Annotated in this window: 17 protein-coding genes; 10 read left to right on the top strand and 7 right to left on the bottom strand. The window is 59.7% G+C overall.

The genetic code is table 11. The features are described from left to right. Positions 1-51: 51 nt before the first annotated feature. From QRN31_RS31045 to phaR, 3 genes are all read left to right on the top strand, one after another. A complete protein-coding gene (locus QRN31_RS31045) occupies positions 52-1824 on the top strand; it encodes an acyl-CoA dehydrogenase C-terminal domain-containing protein (protein WP_285436723.1) in 1773 nt (590 codons plus the stop codon). Between the two features lie 129 nt (positions 1825-1953). Next, positions 1954-3222: an OprD family porin gene (locus QRN31_RS31050; protein ID WP_285436725.1), complete on the top strand. Its 1269-nt coding sequence runs from the start codon at positions 1954-1956 to the stop codon at positions 3220-3222. Positions 3223-3426: 204 nt separating this feature from the next. Next, a complete protein-coding gene (gene phaR / locus QRN31_RS31055) occupies positions 3427-3972 on the top strand; it encodes a polyhydroxyalkanoate synthesis repressor PhaR (protein WP_350310401.1) in 546 nt (181 codons plus the stop codon). A 35-nt stretch (positions 3973-4007) separates the two neighbouring features. Here phaR and phaP read toward each other — a convergent pair whose 3' ends face one another. Next, entirely contained in the window at positions 4008-4568 is a 561-nt protein-coding gene (phaP, locus tag QRN31_RS31060) for a TIGR01841 family phasin (RefSeq protein WP_285436728.1), read from the bottom strand. 243 nt (positions 4569-4811) lie between these two features. On the opposite strand from phaP, the gene QRN31_RS31065 reads away from it, so the two are divergent. After that, entirely contained in the window at positions 4812-7289 is a 2478-nt protein-coding gene (locus QRN31_RS31065) for a DUF3141 domain-containing protein (protein WP_285436730.1), read from the top strand. A 25-nt stretch (positions 7290-7314) separates the two neighbouring features. Here the strand turns inward: QRN31_RS31065 and QRN31_RS31070 are convergent, their stop codons facing one another. Next, a complete protein-coding gene (locus QRN31_RS31070; protein ID WP_350310402.1) occupies positions 7315-8352 on the bottom strand; it encodes an AraC family transcriptional regulator in 1038 nt (345 codons plus the stop codon). 270 nt (positions 8353-8622) lie between these two features. Here QRN31_RS31070 and phbB point away from each other — a divergent pair, with 270 nt between their 5' ends. The 3 genes from phbB to phaC all read left to right on the top strand — a co-directional run bounded on the left by phbB (position 8623) and on the right by phaC (position 12403). After that, entirely contained in the window at positions 8623-9369 is a 747-nt protein-coding gene (gene phbB, locus QRN31_RS31075; protein ID WP_285436734.1) for an acetoacetyl-CoA reductase, read from the top strand. Positions 9370-9426: 57 nt separating this feature from the next. Further along, a complete protein-coding gene (locus QRN31_RS31080) occupies positions 9427-10605 on the top strand; it encodes an acetyl-CoA C-acetyltransferase (protein ID WP_285436735.1) in 1179 nt (392 codons plus the stop codon). A gap of 94 nt (positions 10606-10699) precedes the next feature. Further along, a complete protein-coding gene (gene phaC, locus QRN31_RS31085) occupies positions 10700-12403 on the top strand; it encodes a class I poly(R)-hydroxyalkanoic acid synthase (RefSeq protein ID WP_285436736.1) in 1704 nt (567 codons plus the stop codon). Between the two features lie 96 nt (positions 12404-12499). Here phaC and QRN31_RS31090 read toward each other — a convergent pair whose 3' ends face one another. Further along, the gene (locus QRN31_RS31090; protein WP_285436737.1) at positions 12500-13405 is read right to left on the bottom strand and encodes a LysR family transcriptional regulator; all 906 of its coding nucleotides are present in this window, start codon (positions 13403-13405) and stop codon (positions 12500-12502) included. A gap of 128 nt (positions 13406-13533) precedes the next feature. Between QRN31_RS31090 and QRN31_RS31095 the strand changes: the two genes are divergently transcribed. Next, positions 13534-14532 carry a zinc-dependent alcohol dehydrogenase family protein gene (locus QRN31_RS31095; protein WP_285436739.1) on the top strand — a complete coding sequence of 333 codons (999 nt, stop codon included), beginning with the start codon at positions 13534-13536 and terminating at the stop codon, positions 14530-14532. Between the two features lie 50 nt (positions 14533-14582). On the opposite strand, the gene QRN31_RS31100 is transcribed toward QRN31_RS31095, so the two are convergent. Further along, the gene (locus QRN31_RS31100; RefSeq protein WP_285436741.1) at positions 14583-15278 is read right to left on the bottom strand and encodes a tRNA (adenine(22)-N(1))-methyltransferase; all 696 of its coding nucleotides are present in this window, start codon (positions 15276-15278) and stop codon (positions 14583-14585) included. Between the two features lie 100 nt (positions 15279-15378). After that, positions 15379-16335, bottom strand: a complete 957-nt coding sequence (locus QRN31_RS31105) for an AraC family transcriptional regulator (RefSeq protein ID WP_285436742.1) — start codon at positions 16333-16335, stop codon at positions 15379-15381. Between the two features lie 198 nt (positions 16336-16533). On the opposite strand from QRN31_RS31105, the gene QRN31_RS31110 reads away from it, so the two are divergent. Next, positions 16534-17487, top strand: coding sequence for a diiron oxygenase (locus QRN31_RS31110; protein ID WP_285436743.1), 954 nt, complete (start codon positions 16534-16536; stop codon positions 17485-17487). A gap of 81 nt (positions 17488-17568) precedes the next feature. Continuing rightward, positions 17569-18000, top strand: a complete 432-nt coding sequence (locus tag QRN31_RS31115; RefSeq protein ID WP_285436745.1) for an MAPEG family protein — start codon at positions 17569-17571, stop codon at positions 17998-18000. 9 nt (positions 18001-18009) lie between these two features. Here QRN31_RS31115 and QRN31_RS31120 read toward each other — a convergent pair whose 3' ends face one another. Both QRN31_RS31120 and QRN31_RS31125 read right to left on the bottom strand, forming a co-directional pair. Next, positions 18010-20943, bottom strand: a complete 2934-nt coding sequence (locus QRN31_RS31120) for a sensor domain-containing phosphodiesterase (protein WP_285436746.1) — start codon at positions 20941-20943, stop codon at positions 18010-18012. Positions 20944-21132: 189 nt separating this feature from the next. Further along, a complete protein-coding gene (locus QRN31_RS31125) occupies positions 21133-22410 on the bottom strand; it encodes an OmpP1/FadL family transporter (protein ID WP_285436748.1) in 1278 nt (425 codons plus the stop codon). Positions 22411-22754 lie beyond the last annotated feature (344 nt).

Below are 22754 nucleotides of genomic sequence, written 5' to 3' on the forward strand. Positions count from 1 at the left end.
CTGTTGCGGTGCCGTGCCTACCGCACAAACCGTCCTTTTGAGGTTCACGATATGCCCCAATTCAACGCCCCGCTGCGCGACATGCGCTTTGTGCTGCATGAAGTGTTTGATGCCCCGGCCTTGTGGGCGCGCCTGCCGGCCCTGGCCGACAGCGTCGACGCCGCCACCGCTGATGCCATTCTTGAGGAGGCGGCGAAAGTCACCTCACACCTGATTGCACCGTTGAACCGCAGCGGCGACGAAGAAGGCGCGCAGTGGCTGGATGGCCAGGTCAGCACGCCGGCCGGTTTCAAACAGGCTTATGCCACCTACATCGAAGGCGGTTGGGTCGGCCTGTCCGGCAACGCCGATTTCGGCGGCATGGGCATGCCGAAGATGCTTGCCGTGCAGTTTGAAGAAATGCTCTACGGCGCCAACTCAAGCTTCGCCCTGTATTCGGCATTGAGTTCCGGCGCCTGTCTGGCACTGGATGCTCACGCCAGCGACACCCTGAAAAGCCTCTACCTGCCGCCGATGTATGAAGGCCGCTGGGCCGGTTCGATGTGCCTGACCGAAGCCCACGCCGGCACCGACCTGGGGATCATCCGCACCCGCGCAGAACCTCAGGCCGACGGCAGTTACACCCTCACCGGCAGCAAGATTTTCATCACGGGTGGCGATCAGGACCTGACCGAAAACATCGTGCATCTGGTGCTGGCCAAACTGCCGGATGCACCGGCCGGGCCCAAAGGCATCTCGCTGTTTGTCGTGCCTAAAGTGCTGGTCAATGCCGACGGTTCCCTGGGCAATGCCAACGCGGTGAGTTGCGGCTCGATCGAGCACAAGATGGGCATCAAGGCCTCGGCCACTTGCGTGATGAACTTCGACGGCGCCAGCGGCTGGCTGGTCGGTGAGGCCAACAAAGGCCTGGCGGCGATGTTCACCATGATGAATTACGAACGCCTGTCCATTGGCATTCAAGGCATCGGATGCGCTGAAGCGTCCTATCAAAGCGCCGTCGCTTACGCCCGCGAACGTATTCAGAGCCGCGCACCGACCGGCGCCGTCGCCTCGGACAAAGTGGCCGACCCGATCATCGTTCACCCTGACGTGCGCCGCATGCTGCTCGGCATGAAAGCCATGACCGAAGGTGGCCGCGCCTTTGCCAGTTACGTCGGGCAACAGCTCGATCTGGCGAAGTTTTCCGATGACGCCCAGGAGCGCGACAATGCGCAAAACCTGGTCGCGCTGTTGACGCCGGTAGCCAAGGCGTTCTTCACCGACACCGGCCTGGAAAGCTGCATCAACGGCCAGCAAGTCTTTGGCGGCCATGGCTACATCCGCGAATGGGGCCAGGAACAATTGGTCCGTGACGTGCGCATCGCGCAGATCTACGAAGGCACCAATGGCATTCAGGCGCTGGACCTGCTCGGTCGCAAAGTGCTGGGTGACAACGGTGTCGCTTTGCGTCAGTTCACTGCCCAGATCCGCCACTTTGCCCATCAGCCCGACGCGCCGTACGCCGCGCAACTGTTCGATGCCGTGCAGCGCCTGGAAAACCTCAGTGACTGGCTGCAGGATCAGGCCGCGACCAACCGCAACGAAATCGGCGCGGCGTCAGTCGAGTTTCTGCACTTGTTCGGTTACGTCGCCTACGCCTGGCTCTGGGCGCGCATGGCCCAGGTCGCTGGGCAAAAACTCGGCGAAGACGAAGGGTTTTATGGCGCGAAAATCGCCACCGCCGACTTCTACATCCACCGCCTTCTGCCGCGCATCTTAAGCCTGGAGCAATCCATTCGCGCCGGCAGCGCCTCGTTGTACGGCCTGAGCGCCGAACAGTTCTAACGATTGAACCGCACGCGGCGCCACGCTCCTCTCTTCTTTGGCGTTCGCGTTTTTTATCGATCAGCCCTCGCCCATCCGGCGAGGGTCGCGGGACCCGCTTTTCCATAATAAAAACAAAGGGGCTTCACCATGGACCGTCACACCCGCAATCTCGCTACCCGACTGCTGCTGGCCGGTGGCGTCATCAGCCTTTCGGCCCCTGCCACGGCTGACTTCCTCGCAGACAGCAAGGCCAGCCTGGAGCTGCGTAACTTTTACTTCAACCGGGATTATCGCCAGGCCAACGCCCCTCAATCAAAACAAGAGGAGTGGGCCCAGGGTTTCCTGCTGCGCTATGAATCGGGCTTCACCGACGGTTTGATCGGCGTCGGTTTCGATGCCATCGGACTGGTCGGCGTCAAGCTCGACTCCAGCCCTGATCGCGCAGGTTCCGGCTTGCTCAAACGCCATCGCGACACGAGCAAAGGTGCGCAGGACGAGTACGGCGAACTGGGCCTGACCGCCAAACTGCGCGCCTCAAAAAGCACGCTGAAACTCGGCACGCTGCTGCCCAAGCTGCCAACTGTGCTGGCCAACGATTCACGGCTGTTGCCACAAACCTTCAAGGGCGGTCAGTTGACGTCGCTGGAACTTGAAGGCCTGACCATGGACGCCGGGCGCCTGACCCAGGTCAATCAGCGCGACTCCTCGGACTACGAGGACATGGGCATCACCCGCACCGGCGCCAAGGGCATCACGACGCGTCATCTCGGTAGCGACAGCTTCGATTTCGCCAGCCTCAACTACAAATGGACCAGCAACCTCGCCACCGGCTACAGCTACGGTCACCTCGACAATTTCTACAGCCAGCACCTGGTCAACCTGACCTACGTATTGCCGGTGACCACGGGCCAGTCGTTGAAGACCGACCTGCGTTATGCCCGGTCCACGGACGACGGTGGCAGCAATGTCGATAACAACGCCATCGGCGCGATGTTCACCTACAACCTCGGCGGGCATGCGTTCGGCCTGGGTTATCAAAGCATGAGCGGCGACACCGGCTACGCTTACGTCAACGGCACCGACGCCTTCCTGGTGAACTTCGTGCAGATCGGCGACTTCGCCAGCAAGGACGAAAAGTCCTGGCAGGCGCGCTACGACTACAACTTCGCGGCCATCGGCGTACCGGGCCTGACCTTCATGACCCGCTACCTCACCGGCGACAACATCGATCTGGGCGGCAACCGCCCGGAAGGCAAGGAATGGGAACGCGATACCGACATTGGCTATGTCGTGCAGAGCGGACCGCTGAAAAATGTCGGGTTGAAGTGGCGCAACGCGACGGTGCGCTCGACCAACTTCGGCAGCGACCTTGATGAAAACCGCTTGATCGTTAGCTATACGTTGCCGATCTGGTAAGTAGATTCGGTTCCTGTGAGGGGGGCTCGCTAACAGCGGGCTCCCCTTTTTTTGCTCGCGAATCTTCTGTGTGCTGGAGGGTCTCATCGCGGGCAAGCCCGCTCCCACAGTTGACCGAGTTGTTCAGATAGACACCCTTTAATGTGAGAGCGAGCCTGCTCGTGAAGGCTGCCTCAAGGGCGGCAGCGACGATTGTAGGTTAAGATGCCTGCAAACCCGGCTCGCCACGAGACACCCCGCATGCCAGATACGCCCCGCCTGATCAAGAAGTACCCCAATCGCCGGCTCTATGACACCCACACCAGCAGTCATTTGACGCTGGCGGACATTCGTCAGCTGGTCGTCGATAAAGTGGCGTTTCAGGTGGTCGATGCCAAGAGCGGCGAGGACCTGACGCGCAGCATCCTGTTGCAAGTGATCCTGGAAGCCGAAAGCGGTGGCGAGCCGATCTTTACCAGCGAGATGCTGATGGGGATTATCCAGTTCTACGGCCCCTATCAAGGCGTGCTCGGCAGCTACCTGGATAAAAGCATCCAGACCGTCATCGACATTCAGTCCCAGACCGGCGCGCAATCGTCCGAAGCCTGGAGCGCCTTCATGCATCAACAGGCCCCGGTCATGCAGGACCTGATGCGCCAGTATGTCGACCACTCCAAGGCGTTGTACCTCAATACCCAGAACATGTTCGGCATGTTTGGTGCCAAACCCGGCACCGATAACGGGCCGAAAAAAAATGGCGATGGGGAATAATCCCATCGCCATCGGTGCTGCTGGCCTGATTTGACTTACTTGCTAGCCTTGGCGCCCGCTTCTGGAGCGGCCTTGGAAGCTGCAGCAGTCGCTGCGTCGAAATTGCTCTGTGCCGCATCGGACGCCTGTTTCACGGCTTTCTGTGCACTTTCAAACGCTGTACCGGCATTCGCCAGGCCCGACTTGAACGCCGCTACCACAGGCTCGGAGCCGGCCGGTGCATTCTTGCTGATCGCTTCGACGAACTCATTCACTTGCTGGGTGCCCGCCTCGACCTGACTCGACGTCAGTTTGGCGATGTCCGACTGCGTGCCCACGATCAGCGCTTGAACCTGACGATTGAACTCGGCCAGACGTTCGGTCTGGGCGTTCGGCTGGGTGAAAGATGCCTGCAACTCGGCAAAACCTTGTGGGTCACGCACGGCCAGCAGCTTGCGAACGCCTTCAAAGTGCTCTTCGGTGGAGTCGCGCAATGCCTTGAACTGCAACTGGCTCAGCTGTTCAACGCTGGCGAAGACTTTGCCGCTGATTTGCTGCAAGAGGTCGAGGTTGGCTTTCTGAGCGGTTTGCAGTTTTTCCGAATTGAAAAAAGACATGCTTGTATCTCCTGGTACTGAAAGGCCCTGATGGACCCGAGGACGCGACAGCGATCCAGCCAGTTATCGCGTTAGCCTTGATATTGCAGTGCACAAAACTATTTAGCAACGGCTATTTTGTGCACCGCACAATAAAGTTCACTGCTCCTGCCCATATTCCCTATACACTCGTGTCAATTGAATGGCTGGCTTGACCTCTATTGGTCAGGGCAACATTCCCACACAGGGCGCCAGGAGTTCACGATGGGTCAGGAAGAAAATATTGCGCTGCAAGATGAAGGGCTGTCGCCTGCGTCCGGTTTGTTTGAGCACCTGAACCATCTTCAGCGCCTCAACACCCGCAACGTTCTCGACGCCATGCAAGCGCGCCAGGCAAGCACCTACGCCCCTTCAAACCTCGGGCAACTCCGCCAGCCGACGCCCGCTGACTGGCAGGAATACCTCACCGATCTTGGCCAACGCAGCGTGTTGTTCTGGGACACCTTGCGCCAGCGCGGCGACAACACCCTGGCGCACGAGCGTGCCGGGTATCCGCTGCTGCTCAAGTTCAATCATGAAATGCTGGTGGCCGGTGAAGACTTGCCGCGCCCGGTCAACTATTCGCTGCTGCAGATCCTTGCCGGCCCCGGGCAACAACTCGACAGCAAAAAACAGCCGGTCATCATCATTGACCCGCGCGGTGGCCACGGCTCAGGGATTGGCGGTTTCAAGCAGGACTCGGTCATTGGCGAAAGCCTCAGGGCGGGTCACCCGACCTATTTCATATCGTTCAGCCATTCACCGTGCCCGGGCCAAACCCTCGACGACATCGTTGAAGCCCAGGCGCGATTTATCGAAGTGGTCAGCGCTCGACATCACGGCAGTGCCAAACCCGTGGTGATCGGTAATTGCCAGGCAGGTTGGGCATTGATGGGGCTGGCGGCTACACGGCCGGAACTGCCAGGGCTGATCATCGTCAATGGCGCGCCACTGTCGTATTGGGCCGGTGTCAACGGTCGCAATCCGATGCGCTACACCGGCGGTTTGCTGGGCGGCGGCTGGATGGCGCGCCTGGGCAGCGACCTGGGCAATGACCGTTTCGACGGCACCTGGCTGGTCAGTAATTTCGAAAGCCTCGACCCGGCCAATACTTACTGGGGCAAGTACTATCACCTGTTCAGTGAAGTCGACAGCGAGGCGGCGCGGTTTCTGGATTTCGAGCGCTGGTGGGGCAGCCCGACCTTGCTCAACGGTGAAGAGATCGAAATGATTGTCGACGACCTGTTCATCGGCAATCAGCTGTCCGGGGGCCTGGGGCGCAAGAGCAGTGGACTTGATCTCAAACGCATCGAAGTGCCGGTGGTGGTGTTCTGTTCCTATGGCGACAACATCACCTCCCCGCAACAGGCACTGGACTGGATCGCTGACATTTATCCCAGCGATCTCGCCCTGCAAGAGGCCGGTCGCACCATCGTTTACCTGCGACACGCGAGCATTGGTCACCTGGGCATTTTTGTGTCCGGCGATGTCGCCCGGCGTGAGCACCGTGAATTGCTGGGTGCGGTCGATGCGATCAACCAACTGCCGGGCGGGCTGTATGAAATGCTCATCGATGACCTGCCTGAGAACGCAGACACGGCCTACGCGGTACGTTTCGAGCCTCGGCGTATCGCCGACATCCACGGTGAGGTCCCGACACCCCGTGATGATGATCGCGAATTCGCCCTGGTCGAGCGCGCATCGGTCATCAACAACAGCCTTTACGATGGCTTCATACGGCCGTGGCTGCGTCAGCTGATCAACGAACCGGCTGCCGAACTGATGCGCAAGACCCATCCGTTCCATCAGCAGCAAGTCATGTGGAACAGTTTGAACCCGGCACTGTGGTGGCTGGCAGGCAGCGCTACGCAAGTGCGCAAGGATCGCCACCCCACGAGCCCGGACAATCCGTTACTGGCCTGGCAGGCATTGTTTTCCAACCAGGTTCAGGACGCCTTGAATAGCTACCGTGACCTGCGGGATGCCGCTCAGGAAATGTGTTTTTACGGCGTGTATGGCGTACTCGACAGCCTCGCAGGCACTGCTCCCGGACGCAATCTCCAGGCGCATGCCGAGCAGCACGATAAGGCCCTGATCGAACGTCTGCAGGACGCCCTGCCCCTGGGTGGTTTGATGGAAGCCTTGATCCGCATTCTGTTTCTGCTGGAACGTGACAGCGACGAGCCCGGCAAGCAAGGCGTCGACAAGTTGATCCAGCAATTGCAGGTGCTGCTCCAGGACCATAGCGCCAAGCCGCTGGACCTGCGCGACACCCTGAACCTGCAAAAACTGTTGGTTGCCACCCACCCGCAAGCCAGTCTGCTCAGCGTGCCCTTGTTGCTGACCGAGGTCGAAGAGCGCCAGCAAGTGCTGGCGGCCGTTGCCAATTTGCTGCCTCACCTGCTGACCCGCGGCGCAAGCCATCCTGTGTGGTGCGAGCTGCATTCGCTGCTCGACGTATCGATGCCCGGTTTCAACCTGACCCAACCTCCCGGCGCTGCCGACATCAAGGAGCAAGTGCCGGTCGTGGCACCCGAACCCATCAAGCAAACAGCGCCGGTCGTCACGCCTGAGCCGGTGGCGCCCAAGCCCGTCAAACACAAAGTCGCTGTGGTGCCCTCCGCCCCAATCGTCAGAAATACGGGACCCGTTCGCAACCCTGCCAAGGGTAAAAAAGGCGCGAACAAACCGCCGGCGAAGTAACGCTGAACGACTGACGGGCACCGCGTCACACTGGCGCGGTCTCCTCCAGTTCAAACGATTCATCGGCGCGATACTGGCCAGGCGTCATGCCGAACCAGCGGCTACAGGCCTTGTTGAAACTGCTGTGGTCATGAAAACCAAGGAGATACGCCACATGCTTCATGTTGAAATGAGAATGGCGCAGGTAGAAATCGGCCAGTTGCCGGCGCACGGCATTTTGCACGTCCTTGAACTGGGTTCCTTCCTTTTCCAGCGCGCGTTGCAGCGTGCGCTTGCTGATGTTCAATGCCGCCGCAATCGACTCCATGTCGCACTGCCCGTGGCCCTGGCTCAAGCGTTCGGTGAGCAGCGCACGAATCCTGCCGACAATGCAAAACCCGAACAGCAGGTCCAGTTGCGCCTCGGCAAAACTGTCATGCAACACCGCCAGTGTTTCGTTGGCCATGCTCAACGGCCGCATCAGCTCCTGCCCGTCAAACAAAATGCTGTCATAAGCCGCGCCAAAATGCAGATCGTCGCCAAACAACCGCCGATGTTCGCGGGTGTCTGCGGGCTCCGGATAAGTGAACTCGACGCTCAAGGGGTGCGGTAAGGTGCCGCCCGCCAGCTTGCGGCAAAAACCCAGCAATGACGCCAGCCCGGCATCGGTGTACTGACGGGGTTTGACCGAGCCAAGTTGTTCATGATCGAGACCGGACAGTCGGTAATTTTGCTGTTCCGATGTAAAGAAAAGGCTGAATCCAGTGCCAATCAACGGACTGAAACGGACCAGCCGTTCGAGGGCTTTTTTCAGGTTCAGGCTGGACATCATGGTGTAGCCGACGATCTGAAAGCTGCCGGGATGGAAACTGCCATAAGCCTTCAGGCCGAGGTCTGGATCGCCAGAGGCCTGTGCAGCCAGATCCCATAATCGATAGATAGCCCTTCGCTCGCAAAACGCTCCGGGTTTGTTCGCCAACTCGATATCCAGTCCAGCCTCCTGACACAGACTGGCGACTTCCAGTCCTTGAGCCGAGAGCGTATTTACCAGCACGCTGGCATAGCCTGAACTCATTCTATACATGGCGTCCTCAATGACCTGTGGAACCGAACATCCTGTCCGGAGCCATGACTGATCTGCAATGAATCGAATACTGACGGATTGTTCAGTTGCCAATGTTGATCCGAGTATAGGTGCTCCTCACTTTTAGCCACCATTCGTCACCCTGATACAGGCAACTTGCGCTTGGCACCGTTGGACACCAGAGCGTCACCTCCCAACACTTCCGCATCCCCCGCCAATAACGAACACTCCTCCCATCTTGCAGCGCAATAAAAAAAAGGGAAGAAGTCTATGAAGTCGCTTGGTCGTATTGCGTTGGTCACTGGCGGTATGGGTGGGATTGGCACGGCGATAAGCCAGCGCCTTTACAAGGAAGGATTCAAGGTCATCGTCGGTTGCAGCTCGGATTCGGCCCGCAAGAACGAGTGGATTGCCGGCCAGCTGGCGGCGGGTTATCAATTTGAATGCATTTACGGCGACATCACCGATTGGGAGTCAACGCGCAAGGCGTTCGAAATGGCGCGGGAGCAGTTCGGCCCGGTCGATGTGCTGGTCAACAACGCCGGCATCACCCGTGATGCCTCGTTTCGCAAGCTCAAGCCCGAAGACTGGAATGCCGTCATCGGCACCAATCTGACAGGCCTGTTCAACACCACCAAACAGGTGATCGAAGGCATGTTGGCCAAGGGTTGGGGACGGGTGATCAATATCTCTTCGATCAACGGTCAGCGCGGCCAGTTCGGGCAAACCAACTACAGCGCGGCCAAGGCCGGCATTCACGGCTTCACCATGGCCCTGGCACGGGAAGTTTCGGGCAAGGGCGTGACCGTCAATACGGTTTCTCCCGGCTACATCCAGACCAGTATGACTGCGGCTATCCGCCAGGACATCCTCGATACGATGATCGCCGCCACTCCGGTCGGGCGTCTGGGCCAACCCGAAGAAATCGCCTCGATCGTGGCCTGGCTGGCCTCCGATGAGTCGGGCTACAGCACCGGTGCCGACTTCTCGGTCAACGGCGGCATGAACATGCAGTAGGCCTGTCAGGGCATGGACGCCCTGCTCCCGCTCGACAACATCCTAATGAGGTCTCGCATGAACGAAGTCGTAATCGTTGCCGCAACACGTACCGCCATCGGCAGTTTCCAAGGTGCCCTGTCGGCGATTCCCGCCACCGAACTGGGCGCTGCGGTGATTCGCAGCCTGCTCGAACAGGCCGGGGTCGACGCCGCCCAGATCGATGAAGTGATCCTCGGCCAGGTCCTCACCGCAGGCTCGGGCCAAAATCCGGCACGCCAGAGCGCAATCAAGGCCGGCCTGCCCTTTACCACCCCTGCCCTGACCCTGAACAAGGTGTGCGGCTCGGGCCTCAAGGCGGTGCAACTGGCCGTCCAGGCGATTCGTTGCGGCGACGCCGAACTGGTGATTGCCGGCGGTCAGGAAAACATGAGCCTGGCGCCGTATGTGCTGCCCAAGGCACGCACCGGCTTGCGCCTGGGTCATGCGCAACTGCAAGACAGCGTGATCCAGGACGGTTTGTGGGATGCCTTCAACGACTATCACATGGGCATTACCGCAGAGAACCTCGCCACGCAGTACAGCCTCAGCCGCGAAGACCAGGACGCCTTCGCCGCCGCCTCGCAACAGAAAGCCGCAGCGGCCATCGAAGCGGGTTATTTCAAGCGGGAAATCACCCCGATCCTGATTCCCCAGCGCAAGGGCGATCCGCTGGCGTTCGACACCGATGAACAACCGCGCCCGGGTAGCACGCTGCAAGCGTTGAGCAATCTCAAACCCGCATTCCAGAAAGACGGCAGCGTCACCGCCGGCAATTCATCGACCCTCAACGACGGCGCGGCCGTGTTGCTGTTGGCCAGCGCCGCCAAGGCGCTGGTGCTGGGTTTACCCGTGTTGGCGCGCATCAAGGCTTACGCCGGTGCGGGCGTGGACCCATCGATCATGGGCATCGGCCCGGTGCCGGCCACCCGTTTGGCATTGACCAAAGCCGGCTGGTGCCTGGACGACCTTGACCTGATCGAAGCCAACGAAGCATTCGCCGCGCAGTCACTGGCGGTCGGCAAGGAACTGGGTTGGGACACCCACAAGGTCAACGTCAACGGTGGCGCGATTGCACTGGGGCATCCGATCGGCGCATCGGGCGCGCGGATTCTGGTGTCGCTGGTGCACGAGCTGATTCGTCGTGACGGCAAAAAAGGCCTGGCCACGTTGTGCATCGGCGGAGGCCAAGGCGTCAGCCTGCTCATCGAACGATAAAAATAAAAAAGGCTTGGCTGACTACTGACGCGGTGCCGAATGGCGGCACCGCGGTTTTTTTCTGCCCGGATTTGCGATGTCGGCAAGGAGTTCCATGGACAATAACGCGCACACCTTCAACACCTTCTGGTCAGGCCAGGTCCCGTTCATTGCCTCCTTTGCAGTGCAACAATTACGTCTATGGGTCAGCACCAATCCGTGGTTTACCGGCCAGGACTATAACGAGTGGTTTGAGTTGCCCCGTGCAACCCTGGACAACCTTCAAGCCGATTATCAAATGCAGTGGGGCGATCTGGGCCAGCGCCTGTTGACCGGCCAGCCGTTCAGCTTCGAAGATCGACGTTTCGCCAGCGGCAACTGGAACACTCCGCTGTTCGGCTCCCTGGCGGCGTTCTACCTGCTCAACGCCGGTTTCCTGCTCAAGCTGCTCGACAAGCTACCCATCAAGGACAAGAAACCGCGCCAACGCCTGCTCTATCTGGTGGAACAAGCCATTGCCGCCGGTGCGCCCAGCAACTTCCTCGCCAGTAACCCGGACGCCTTGCAACGTGTCGTCGATACTCAGGGTGCCAGCCTGCTCACCGGCCTGCTGCACCTGGCCAGCGACCTGCAAGAAGGCAAGATGCGCCAGTGCGACAGCGGTGCCTTCAAGGTCGGCGTCGATCTGGCCAACACGCCCGGCGAAGTGGTGTTCGAGAACGAGCTGTTCCAGTTGATCCAGTACTACCCGCAGAGTGAAACCCAGTACCGGCGTCCGGTGTTCATCGTCCCGCCGTCGATCAACAAGTTCTACATCCTCGACCTGCGCCCGGACAACTCGATGGTTCGCCACTTGTTGCAGCAAGGGCACCCGGTGTTCCTGATGTCGTGGCGCAACTTTGATGCGGCGCATGCCGGCACCACCTGGGATGACTTGATCGAAACCGGCATCATCAAAGGCCTGCAAGTCACTCGCGAAATCAGTGGCGAACAACGTCCCAATTGCGTGGGGTTCTGTATCGGCGGCACGTTGCTGAGCACGGCGCTGGCGGTATTGGCGGCGCGCGGCGACAAAGACATCGCCAGTGTGAGCCTGCTCACCACTTTCCTCGATTACCTGGACACCGGCCCCATCGACATCTTTGTCGACGAGCAATTGGTCGCCTACCGCGAGCGCACCATCGGCGGCCAGGATGGCCCCGTTGGCCTGTTCAAGGGCGAGGACATGGGCAACACTTTCTCGCTGCTGCGCCCTAACGACTTGTGGTGGAACTACAACGTCGACAAATACCTCAAGGGCCAGAAACCCAATGCCCTCGACCTGCTGTTCTGGAACAACGACAGCACCAACCTGCCCGGCCCGATGTATTGCTGGTATCTGCGCCATACCTATTTGCAGAACGACCTGAAATCCGGCGACCTGGACTGCTGCGGGGTCAAGCTGGACCTGCGCGCCATCGACGCGCCGGCCTACATCCTCGCCACCCATGACGATCACATCGTGCCGTGGCGCAGCGCTTACGCCAGTACCCGACTGCTAAGCGGTCCCACGCGTTTCGTGCTCGGCGCCTCGGGGCATATCGCCGGGGTCATCAACCCGCCGGCCAGGGAAAAACGTCATTACTGGACCAACAAGCGGGTCACCAAAAACCCTGAAACCTGGTTCATGAATGCCCAGCAACATCCTGGCAGTTGGTGGAATGACTGGTTCGCCTGGCTGGCTGAACAGGCCGGGGAGCGCCAGCCTTCCGCTCTGCACACCGGCAATGCGAAATACCCGGCGCTGGAGTCGGCCCCCGGGCGTTACGTGCTGCAATGACTGAAAGCCCCGCGCGGTCATCCGTATCGCGTGGGGTCAACGCGCGCCTGTTTCATCCAGCCTGCTGTCGCACTGGCACGCAACCGATGAGGTCATTCAATCGATACAGACGTCAATATCGATTGCAAAAGCATCTCTCAAATAATCAGTGAACGCCCGTACCCGCGCGGACTGCCTGCGGTCCGCTGGGGAAACCGCGTGTATAGGCATCGACGACGGTGCGTAACCCTCAAGCAACGCCACCACTCGTCCTGCCTGTAAATCCTCACGAAACAGCCACGAGGGCGACAGCGATAGGCCTAGTCCACTCAGGACCATTTGCCGGATCGACTCACTGTTGTTGCTGCGCACATTGCCCTTGACCTGCACCCCGCTCCATTGGCCGTTGTGCTCGAAACGCCAGGTGTCGGAATGCTTGAGCTGATTGAACACAAGGCAATTGTGGTTGCCCAGTTCATCCGGCGTCGCGGGCACGCCGAATTGTTCGAGATAACCGGGGGCTGCAAAGACTCGACGTCGTGTCAGGCCTATCTGCTTGGCAATAAGGCCGCTGTCTTTCAACTCGCCAATGCGCACCGCGACATCGATCCCCTCGCTGACCAGGTCAACGTTCTCGTCACTCAGTTGCAAGTCGATGGACACCTCGGGGTATTGCTGAAGAAAGCCGTGCAATCGAGGCGCAATCTGTAGGCGTCCGAAACTGCCTGAAGAGGCAATGCGCAGCGGGCCCGCCACGCGCTCTTGGCCGGTCTGAAAACTGTGCTCGGCGTTGTCCACCGCCGCCAGAATCTGCCGACAATGTTCGTAGTAGCGCTGCCCCTCATCCGTCAGGCTCAACTTGCGCGTACTGCGGGCGAACAGGCGGCCGCCCAGCCTTTGCTCCAAGGCGCCGATCTGTTTGCTGATGGTTGGCTGACTGAGGCCGGTTTCACGGGCCACCGCTGAAAAGCTGCCTCGCTCCACCACCCGCATAAAAATGGCCATCGCTTCCAACGTGTCCATAGCGATCTCACTTAGCGATCAATTGGCATGAATACTATAGGCATTTGCCCTCTTATCGGAATTCATCGACTACAGGAAACTGTTGCCATCGCCCAGCGCGAACCGAATTCACTCAAGAGGAATTACCCATGAGCCAGAACACTATGAACGCCGCCGTCGCTTTGCAGGCTGGAGACGCTTTAGAGATTCAGCAGCTGCCCGTGCCTGAGGTTGCTGACGGACAAGTGCTGGTCAAGGTCATCGCCAGTGGTGTGAACCCGTTGGATACCAAGATCAGCAAGGGTCAGGGATCGCATGCCCGCCAACCGTTGCCGGCTGTTTTGGGGATGGACCTGGCGGGTGTTGTCGAAGCGGTAGGGACCGGCGTCACTCAGTTCACCGTCGGTGACGAAGTCTTCGGCATGGCCGGGGGGATTGGCGGTCACCAAGGTTCGCTGGCGCAGTACATCGCAGTCGATGCCGACCTGCTGGCACGCAAGCCGAAAAACCTGAGCATGCGCGAAGCCGCCGCGCTGCCGCTGATCTTCATCACGGCGTGGGAGGGATTGGTTGACCGGGCCAATGTCCGGGCCGGGCAGCGCGTTCTGGTGCACGGCGGCGCCGGTGGTGTCGGGCAGATGTCGGTGCAGATCGCCAAGGCGCACGGGGCACACGTCTTCGCCACCGGGAGTGCCGCCAGCCTTGAAGCCATCAAAAGCCTGGGGGCCACCGCCATTGATTATCGCGCCCAGAGCCCTGCGGACTATCTTGAGCAATACACCGACGGCGAAGGTTTTGACATCGTGTATGACACCGTCGGCGGCGCGACACTGGATGCCTCATTCGCCGTAGCAAAAGTGTACACGGGCCACGTCGTCAGTTGCCTCGGCTGGGGTGAACACTCACTTGCGCCTTTATCGTTTCGCGGTGCCACCTACTCCGGGGTGTTCACCCTGCTGCCGTTGATTACCGGCAAAGGTCGCAAGCACCACGGCGAAATCCTCGCTCAAGCCACCGCGATGGCAGAAGCAGGACAACTGCGGGTGCTGCTGGATGAACGACGCTTTACCCTCGGCACCGCCAATGAGGCTCATGCACTGGTTGCTGCAGGCAAGGCGGCGGGCAAAGTAATCGTTGATATCGAATGAATGCCGTCCACGGTCAATGCGCTTCATGACGTTCTGGGCGGGCCCCGGATTCAAGCCAGCAGTTCGGTGATCCAGCGGGCCTGCCGCGCGACGTCCTGCACCTTCTCTTCGGGCACGGCCTGCCCCGCACGGGCGAACTCGCTCAGGGTCTTTTGCTTCTGATGCAGCCGGCGCTGCCACTTGACCAGGAACGCCGGGCTGCGGGCCTGCATCTGCAACGGTCCGAAGTACAGCTCCTGTTCGGTGTACACCACCGGCTCGTCGCGCTCGGCGACGATGATTTCGTAGTCGAAGCGGTTCTCCCGCAGCACTTCCTCGCAGACGATGCGGTAGCCGTTGTGCATCAGCCATTGGCGCAGGGGTTGCTCGCCACCGTTGGGCTGCAGGATCAGGCGTTCGTGGCCACTCAGGTGCGCCTTGCCGCGCTCGAGAATGTCGCGGATCGTCTCGCCCCCCATGCCGCAGAGGCTGATCGCGCTGATTGCGTCTTCGGGCTTGATCGCTGCGAGGCCATCGGCCAGGCGCACGGTAATCCCCAGGTCTTGACCGCTCTCGCTCACGGTACGTTCGGCCGAAAGGAACGGCGTCAATGCCACCTCGCCAGCCACCGCCGCTGCAATGGCCCCACGGCGCATCAACGCGACCGGCAAATAGGCGTGATCCGAGCCGATATCGGCCAGGCGCGCGCCGACGGGCACATGCGCCGCCACCCGCTCCAGGCGCATGGATAATGTGTGTTCGTTCAACTGCTGTTCCTTTCCACCACGAATGTCCGCCGCCATTGGCAGGAAGTGCGGGCGGCCATGATGCTTGGTGCGGGCGCAAGGGTAAAGCGCCCGCGCCCTCTCATACGGGTTGTTTGCGCCAAGTGCCTGGGGACGTGCCGAACTGGCGCTTGAATGCGCGACTGAACGCGGCTTCGGATTCGTAGCCCACTGAAAAGCCGATCTGCGCCACGTTACCTCGGCCTTCGCGCAACTGTTGAGCCGCCACATGCATTCGCCACAGCGTCAGGTATTGCATCGGTGGCTGGCCGACCAATGCGGTGAATCGCTCTGCGAACGCCGAGCGCGACATGCCCACTTCCTGCGCCAGGGCTTCTGCCGTCCAGCTCTCGGTGGGACGCGCATGCAGCAGCGCCAGTGCACGCCCGATAGGCGGATCTCGCAATCCTGCCAGCCAACCGCGTCGCTCAGCCGGGAGGCTGGCGACATACTGGCTGACGGCTTCGACGAAGAGCAATTCGGAGAGCTTGGTGATGACCGTTGTCGAGCCGACCCGACCCGCCGCGATCTCACTGACAGCAAAACGGAATGAGCTTTCGATCCAGGCGCCCAATGCCGTGGAGCGAACATCCAGTTTCAATAACGATGGCAACGACGAAAGCAACGGGCTGAAGGGGGTTTCAGAACCGAGGAATCCGCACAACAAATGCGTTGGCTCACCGCCCCCGCCGCACTTGATTCGTGAAATGCCGCCCACTTCAGGCGGTTGAATAACGTCGCTCGCCGACAGGGGCGCAATGCTCAGGTCACTGCCAAAGCAATGAATGTCATTGCGAGGCAGCAGAATGAGTTCGCCCGCCCGCACATCGATGGGCGCTTCCCCTTCGATGCGTAATTGCATGTGCCCCGAGGCGACAAAATGCGACGCAATGATGTGCCTGGGTGCCGCCACGAACGGCTTGCAGTCGTCGGCAGAGATTCTTCCATTGAGGCACCAGGGTGCAGTGAACTCCGCCTCGAGAAAAACCCCTCCAGACAGTCGGATCACACGCAAGACATCAGAAAGCGCATCCAACACTTGCCGGCCCTCTCTTCCGGAGCCTGGAGCATGCAATCAGGCGCCCCGGGCATTCTTCGCCAGAACGGCGAGGCCTAGATTAGCACCAACGCGGACCCGGTGATCAGGCCAGCCCTCAGAGGCTTCACCAACGGTCATGGGCTCCGATGTTGGCTGAAACGGCCCTTTGCTACTTGATCCAGGAAGCAGGAGATCGATATGAACAGCGTCGCAACCGTACCCCGCTCAGATTCGGGCAACGCCGCCCGTTATGCTCAACTCGTCAGATCATCGAAGAAGGCGGAATGGCAGATCGATCGCGATTTGCTGCAAGACCGTCGTTTCGACTTCTCGCGCAAATTCTTGCCCGACGGGCTTTCGCGGGTCGACCGCCTGACCTTTCTCGCCGCCGACGAGGCCCGCCTGCTCAGTCAGATTCAGGGCCGGACCTATGCGTATCTTTTTGGCCTGGTGGAGCGTTTTATCAGTGCCAAAATGCTCGATCAAGGCCGGGCCCATGTGTTTGACGATCAACTCGCCCTCGAAGCGCTGGTGCGTTTTTCCAACGACGAGATCAAGCATCAGGAGTTGTTCCGGCGCATGGAGACCCTGTTGGGTTCGCAGTTACCCGCCGGATACCACCAAGTAGCCGATCCAAACGAGGTGGCGCGCTCGGTCCTTGCGGCCAGCACCTGGTCAGTGCTGGCGCTGACCTGTCATATCGAGCTGTTTGTTCAGGCGCATTACGCGCACAGCATCGCTCCGCGCGAGGAGCTATGCCCACTGTTCAAGGACGTCTTCAAATTTCACTGGAAGGATGAAAGTCGCCACGTCGTGCTCGATGAGCTGGAGTGGAAGGCCGAACACGCGAAACTCTCGCCCGTCGAGCGTGACCAGGCAGTGGACGATCTTATTGCGCTGGTGGCCGCCGTCGACGCCATCCTGCAGGCGCAAGCGGCGGCCGATGCCGACTACTTCGTGCGCAATGTTTCACCCTCGTTCAGTGTCGCGCAGACAACGCAAATCAAGGCCTGCGTCCTGGGCGCCTACCGCTGGCAATACATTGTCTCGGGGGTCCGGCATCCACACTTTGGCCGGCTGCTGACGAGCATGACAACACCGGCCCAGATGTCCAGGATTCAGGCGGCACTGGCCCCCATCATGGGCGATTGATCGAAAACGCGCGACCGACCACACGTCGGTTGCGCGGTTGTTGAACGATGCGCTGAAAATGATTGATTGAGGATGGCGGCCATGACGACGCCGATGTGGATGCTGCTTGGATTCGCGACCTGGACTTTGCTGCTGTTGATGGCAACCGTCGGGGTGTATCGCTGGGTCAGGATCCTTTTCTCAAACGTTCCGATTGCCTCTTTCCGAAGCGATCAGCTCGAAGGCGAGGACTGGTATCGGCGTGGCACAAGAGCCCACGCGAACTGCGTGGAAAACCTGCCGGTCTTTGGCGCCATTGTGTGGATGATTTCAGCCCTTGGGATCGACGGCCCTGTGGTGAACGCCTTGTCCATCCTCGTCCTGACCGCTCGCGTGTGCCAGTCTCTGGTTCATGTGTCCCATGTGCAAACGGATGCGTTCGTGGCGGTTCGGTTTTCTTTCTTTTGTGTGCAGCTGGTGTGTTTTCTCGCGCTCATTGCGATAGCCGCCTGGTACGGCTTAATCGCTAAATAAGGGATTAATTCAGGCTTGATCGCCGGCTATGGCGGCCTCAACTGCATTGCCTGAAGCAAGCCCCCAGGCCCGTAACGCCTGCAGACACATTGGTTTGGCGAAATAATAACCCTGGGCCTGCCCGGCGCCCATTTCACGCAGCAACGCCAGCGTCTCGGCGTCCTCGACGCCTTCGGCGACCACGCTCAGGTCCAGCGATTCGGCCATCCGCACAATCGCCCGTACGATCGCGCGGCTGCGGGGGCTGGTGGTCAGTTCGAGAATGAACGACTTGTCGATCTTCAAGCCGCTGAAACGGTATTGATGCACATAGCTCAGGGAGGAAAATCCTGCGCCGAAGTCATCGAGCACCACCGACATGCCGTTGTCGGCCAATTGCTGCATGGTCAGTCGGGCAATCGCCGGCTCGGCCACCAGCGCGCCTTCGGTCAACTCCAGGCAAATGCGCGACGGCGCGACCCCGTACCGGGCCAGCAGCGCAAGCACATCGCTGGCGAAATCCGGGCGCGTCATGCTGTAGCTGGAGCAATTGACGTGCACCGCGGGCCAATTGGCGTGCTCGGGCTGGGCTAGGATCACCGCGATGCTGGTGAGCATGTACAAGTCAAGCCGACCGATCAGGCGCAACCCCTCGACATCCGGCAAAAACTCGCCCGGCCCCATCACCCGTCCGCCCGGCTGATGCCAGCGGATCAGCGCTTCGAGGGCCAGCAACTCACCGGTTTCGACGCTGACAATCGGCTGGAAATACGGCAACAGTTCGTCGGTGCGTTTGAGCGCATTGCGCAAGGCCCCTTCACGCTCGACCTGATCCGAGACTTCCCGGCGCACTTCCTGGTTGAACACCGCGTAACTGTCGCGACCGGCACTCTTGACCCGATACATCGCCGCATCGGCATCGCGCAGCAAGTCCGCTGGCTCCTGATGGAACTGATGGTCGGCGCTGACGATGCCGATACTGCAGGATGAAAAAACTTCATGGCCATTGATGAAAAACGGCAGGTCGAACGCTAGCAGAATCCGTTCAGCGATCTCGATCAAGACATCCAGCGGCGCCTCGGGTGCGAGCACCGAAAACTCATCGCCGCCCAGGCGCGCCAGCATGTCGGTGTCGCGCAGGCAACCGCGCAATCGGTGGGCGGCCTGCATCAACAGCAGATCGCCAAAATGGTGGCCAAGACTGTCGTTGACCAGCTTGAATCGGTCCAGGTCGATGAACATCACCGCCAAGTGCCCGCCTTCGTTGCCGAACTGCGTCCAGGCGAGATTGAGGCGCTGCTGCAGGTAGGTTCGATTCGGCAGCCCGGTCAGTGCATCGTGGGAGTTTTCATGTTGCAACTTGGCATTGGCGTGATCGAGTTCGCGGGTGCGGTTCTGCACCCGGGCTTCGAGCTTGAGGTTCGCGGCATGGATGGCCTCGGCGGCCGTGCGGCGCGACAACGCGGTGTCGATGTGCCGCGACACGAACGTCAGCAATTCCTGGTCGCGCAGGGTATAGCGCACTTTTGAGGTATAGCTTTGCACCGCCAGTACGCCGCGTACCACATCGCCATCGAACAAGGGAATGCCCAGCCAGGAATAGGATCGGACATATTCATCGGCCAGTTCGATTTCGTCATTCGCCGACAAGCGTTCAGCTTCATCGACGTCAATCAGGCACGGTCGACGCTGGCGGATAACGTACTCGGTCAAGCCCCGGCGACCACGCCGAGCCGCCGGACAGATCGTCTGCCGCTCATCGACATAATAGGGAAAGGTCACTTCGGTAGTCGCGTCGTCGAACAGCGCAATGTAGAAGTTTTGTGCGAATAGCAGATCACCGACGATGCCATGCAAGGTTTGAAACAGCTCGGCCATGTCGCCCGGCTGGCTCGACAGTTCGGCAATCTGGAACAGCGCACTCTGCAGATGCTCGGCGCGCTCGCGTTCTGCCACTTCCTGCCTCAATGCATCGTTGAGCGCCGAAAGCTCCAGGGTGCGCCGCAGCACCGTCTCTTCCAGGTCCTCGCGGTGCAGAATCCGGTCCAGAGCCATGGCCACGTGGCGAGCCACCACCAGAAACAGCGCTCGGTCTTCGGCGCTGTAAGTACGGGAAACGTCGTAGACCTGCATCGCCAGCATGCCGAATACATCATCCGAGGCATTTTTCAACGGGGCGCCCATCCAGAATTCCGGACGATCACCCACACAGTAGAATCGGCGCTCGGCCTCAGCCGCGCGAATGCCGGCGGCGTCGATCAACAACGGCTGGCCAGACGTCAGCACTTGGCCGGTCAACGACAAGTGCGAAGCGTCAAGGTATTCGTATTGCTCGGACTCCAGGGCATCAACGTCGATGATGTCGACGTAATAGGGGTAGTCAATTTTGCCGGTGTGCGGATTGTACAGCGCGAGATAGAAGTTCTCGGCGTCGATCAGGCTGGCCAGCAGCCGATGAACTCCCACCAGAAACACTGAACGGTCACGGGTTGAGCTGGCCAGGTAGGTAATTTCATACAGCACCCGCTGAGTAATCTGTGCTCGGGCAAGGGTATTGGTCTGGACCTCAATGCCCAGGCGCCGGGCTAACTCGGCGAACGCCGGTTCGCCGGCCTCGGTGACGGGCGCGAGCAGCCAGCCCAGCACACTTTCACCTCGACCCGTTGGCCAGCGATGCAAGCGCCGGGTCAGGCAAAATGCTTCGAAGTCTTCATTGGCGACGCTTGACGGCCACGGCAACGCAGGGTCGCCCTGCCCGATCAAATGCATTTGTTCGCCGGCACGGTAAACCACCCACGCAGTGGTGTGGGCCCAGCGGCGCGCCGAGTCGAGCAATTGTTCGATGGTGTCCTCGATACCCGCGTAAGCCATGCTAACCGTATCCGATTTCCCTGTCAGTTGAGGTGCGACAACGTCGCAGTCGTTTGATTGCCGTGGGGAGTCGGTCAATGAACGAACACTCATCAGCACTCCCTGAGCCAAAAACTGGCGAAATTCACCTGCTGATTACTAGCAATGTGCCCGTGTGCTTCCCGTTTAAAGCTTATGGAAGTTTTTATCAATAGCTTTATTCGGTTTAATGCTGTGCCAGGGTTTCAAACAGCGCCGAATTGAGCCGCGAAGATGGCGATTGTGGGCGTGATGTCGATCACCTCAGTACCGCCAGGTCATGTTGGCCGACAGGGCTTGAAGCCAGGCATTGTCGAACTCGCCGGACACACGATTGCCCGACAGGGATTTGGTCTGGTCGACGGGCATGTCACCCATCCAGACCGTGACCCAGCTGAAGTTCAGGTCGGTCTCCTTGTTCAGCGAATACGTGAGGCCGGCGGCGAACCGCCAGGCGGCGCCCATGGGCACGGTGAGTGTGCGATTGCTGTCGGAAACCGCCGAGGTGTCGTAGGCGATACCGAAGTCCCAGAGCAAATCTGGGTTCATCTGATACTGCGCGCCCAGGGCCAATTGGTAGGTGTCTTTGTAATGCGCATTGATGGTGGTGGCCCGCGACCCGCCAGCATTGGTGTCGACGTCAATGCCGATGTCGCCGAACTCGGACCAGTCCTGCCAATTGACCGAGGCCAGAAACGCCCATTGCGAATCCAGTTGCTGATACAAACTGAGGGTGGCGGTTTGTGGGACTTTCAGATCGAGTTTGAGCTTTGTGCCATCCAGGCGACTCACCAGCGGGCCGCTGTTCTTGATATCCAGGCCATCCTCGAAATTCAGGTCCACCTGGCTGGTGTAGGCCAAGCCGATACGCGTGCCTGCTTGCGGGGCATAGATCACGCCAACATTGGCGCCATAGCCCCAATCAGTGTCCCTGTATTTGTACTGCCCGTCCGCGCGATTCGTCAGGCCAAGGGGCGACTGATCGATGGCGGCCTCGGATTTGAGCATGCCGTACATGGCTTTAACGCCAAGCCCCACGGACCATTGATCGTTGAAGCGATATGCCACGCTGGGCACCAGTGACAAACCGGCGATGCTGGCGTTTTGCACGAAATAACGCCCGGACCAGTCGTTGTCGTAGTTTTCCGCCAGGCCAAAATCGCCATAGGAGCCGAAGCCGACGGACCAATGGTCATCCAGTTGATGGCTGATAAAAAAACTGCCTCCCGGTATGGGGTCGAGAATATTGCCGCTGCCATTGCCCGGGGTATTGGTCTGATCGTCCCGATCGAATGACAAATGACCAAAGAGGATCTGCGCACCCGCAGTGATTTGCGTGCCGCTCAAATAGCTCAAGCCAGCGGGGTTACTGGCGATGGTCGAAGGGCCTTGTGCCCTGGCGGCGGCCCCGGCATTGGCCAGACCGATGTTGTCCGTGCCGATTTCATACAACATCAGTCCACCGGCTGTGCTGCGCTCGCTGGCTAATAGAGAGAGCGCTCCAAGAACGGAAATACACAATGCATTTTTATTCGACTGCATGATGTCCCTCTCAAATAATGTTTATCACTATTGAACGGATAACAGCGCAACCGCTTACTTATGGCGAAATGAAGTATTGCTGAGGATTGGGCATTGTCCATTTAAAGACACTTAATTGTTCAGTGTGATAGAAGTTTTAACCCGGCTTTTTCAGAGTGTTGTTGTTTGCTTGAGAAAGTTTGGGGGTTGGGGTTGGGGTTGGGTACATATCCGTTTCTGCGGTCACGGCGGCTATTGGTTCCGCCTTTACGGCGGGTCACTTGGAAAAGCGCCAAGTAACCAAGCGCCAGCGCCCCTGACGTACGGTGCCTCGCCTAGGCTCGGCATTCCCTCACTCCGGTCCT

The sequence above is a fragment of the Pseudomonas sp. fls2-241-R2A-110 genome (assembly GCF_030209165.1).
In the GTDB taxonomy this organism is placed as follows: Bacteria; Pseudomonadota; Gammaproteobacteria; order Pseudomonadales; family Pseudomonadaceae; genus Aquipseudomonas.

What these genes read in the sequence shown, in the direction of transcription:
- phaP (WP_285436728.1), bottom strand. Translation starts at nt 4,568, where the DNA reads ATGTCTTTTTTCAATTCGGAAAAACTGCAAACCGCTCAGAAAGCCAAC.
- QRN31_RS31095 (WP_285436739.1), top strand. Translation starts at nt 13,534, where the DNA reads ATGAGCCAGAACACTATGAACGCCGCCGTCGCTTTGCAGGCTGGAGAC.
- QRN31_RS31120 (WP_285436746.1), bottom strand. Translation starts at nt 20,943, where the DNA reads ATGAGTGTTCGTTCATTGACCGACTCCCCACGGCAATCAAACGACTGC.
- phaR (WP_350310401.1), top strand. Translation starts at nt 3,427, where the DNA reads ATGCCTGCAAACCCGGCTCGCCACGAGACACCCCGCATGCCAGATACG.
- QRN31_RS31045 (WP_285436723.1), top strand. Translation starts at nt 52, where the DNA reads ATGCCCCAATTCAACGCCCCGCTGCGCGACATGCGCTTTGTGCTGCAT.
- QRN31_RS31080 (WP_285436735.1), top strand. Translation starts at nt 9,427, where the DNA reads ATGAACGAAGTCGTAATCGTTGCCGCAACACGTACCGCCATCGGCAGT.
- phbB (WP_285436734.1), top strand. Translation starts at nt 8,623, where the DNA reads ATGAAGTCGCTTGGTCGTATTGCGTTGGTCACTGGCGGTATGGGTGGG.
- QRN31_RS31065 (WP_285436730.1), top strand. Translation starts at nt 4,812, where the DNA reads ATGGGTCAGGAAGAAAATATTGCGCTGCAAGATGAAGGGCTGTCGCCT.
- QRN31_RS31070 (WP_350310402.1), bottom strand. Translation starts at nt 8,352, where the DNA reads ATGTATAGAATGAGTTCAGGCTATGCCAGCGTGCTGGTAAATACGCTC.
- QRN31_RS31110 (WP_285436743.1), top strand. Translation starts at nt 16,534, where the DNA reads ATGAACAGCGTCGCAACCGTACCCCGCTCAGATTCGGGCAACGCCGCC.
- QRN31_RS31115 (WP_285436745.1), top strand. Translation starts at nt 17,569, where the DNA reads ATGACGACGCCGATGTGGATGCTGCTTGGATTCGCGACCTGGACTTTG.
- QRN31_RS31125 (WP_285436748.1), bottom strand. Translation starts at nt 22,410, where the DNA reads ATGCAGTCGAATAAAAATGCATTGTGTATTTCCGTTCTTGGAGCGCTC.
- QRN31_RS31090 (WP_285436737.1), bottom strand. Translation starts at nt 13,405, where the DNA reads ATGGACACGTTGGAAGCGATGGCCATTTTTATGCGGGTGGTGGAGCGA.
- QRN31_RS31050 (WP_285436725.1), top strand. Translation starts at nt 1,954, where the DNA reads ATGGACCGTCACACCCGCAATCTCGCTACCCGACTGCTGCTGGCCGGT.
- phaC (WP_285436736.1), top strand. Translation starts at nt 10,700, where the DNA reads ATGGACAATAACGCGCACACCTTCAACACCTTCTGGTCAGGCCAGGTC.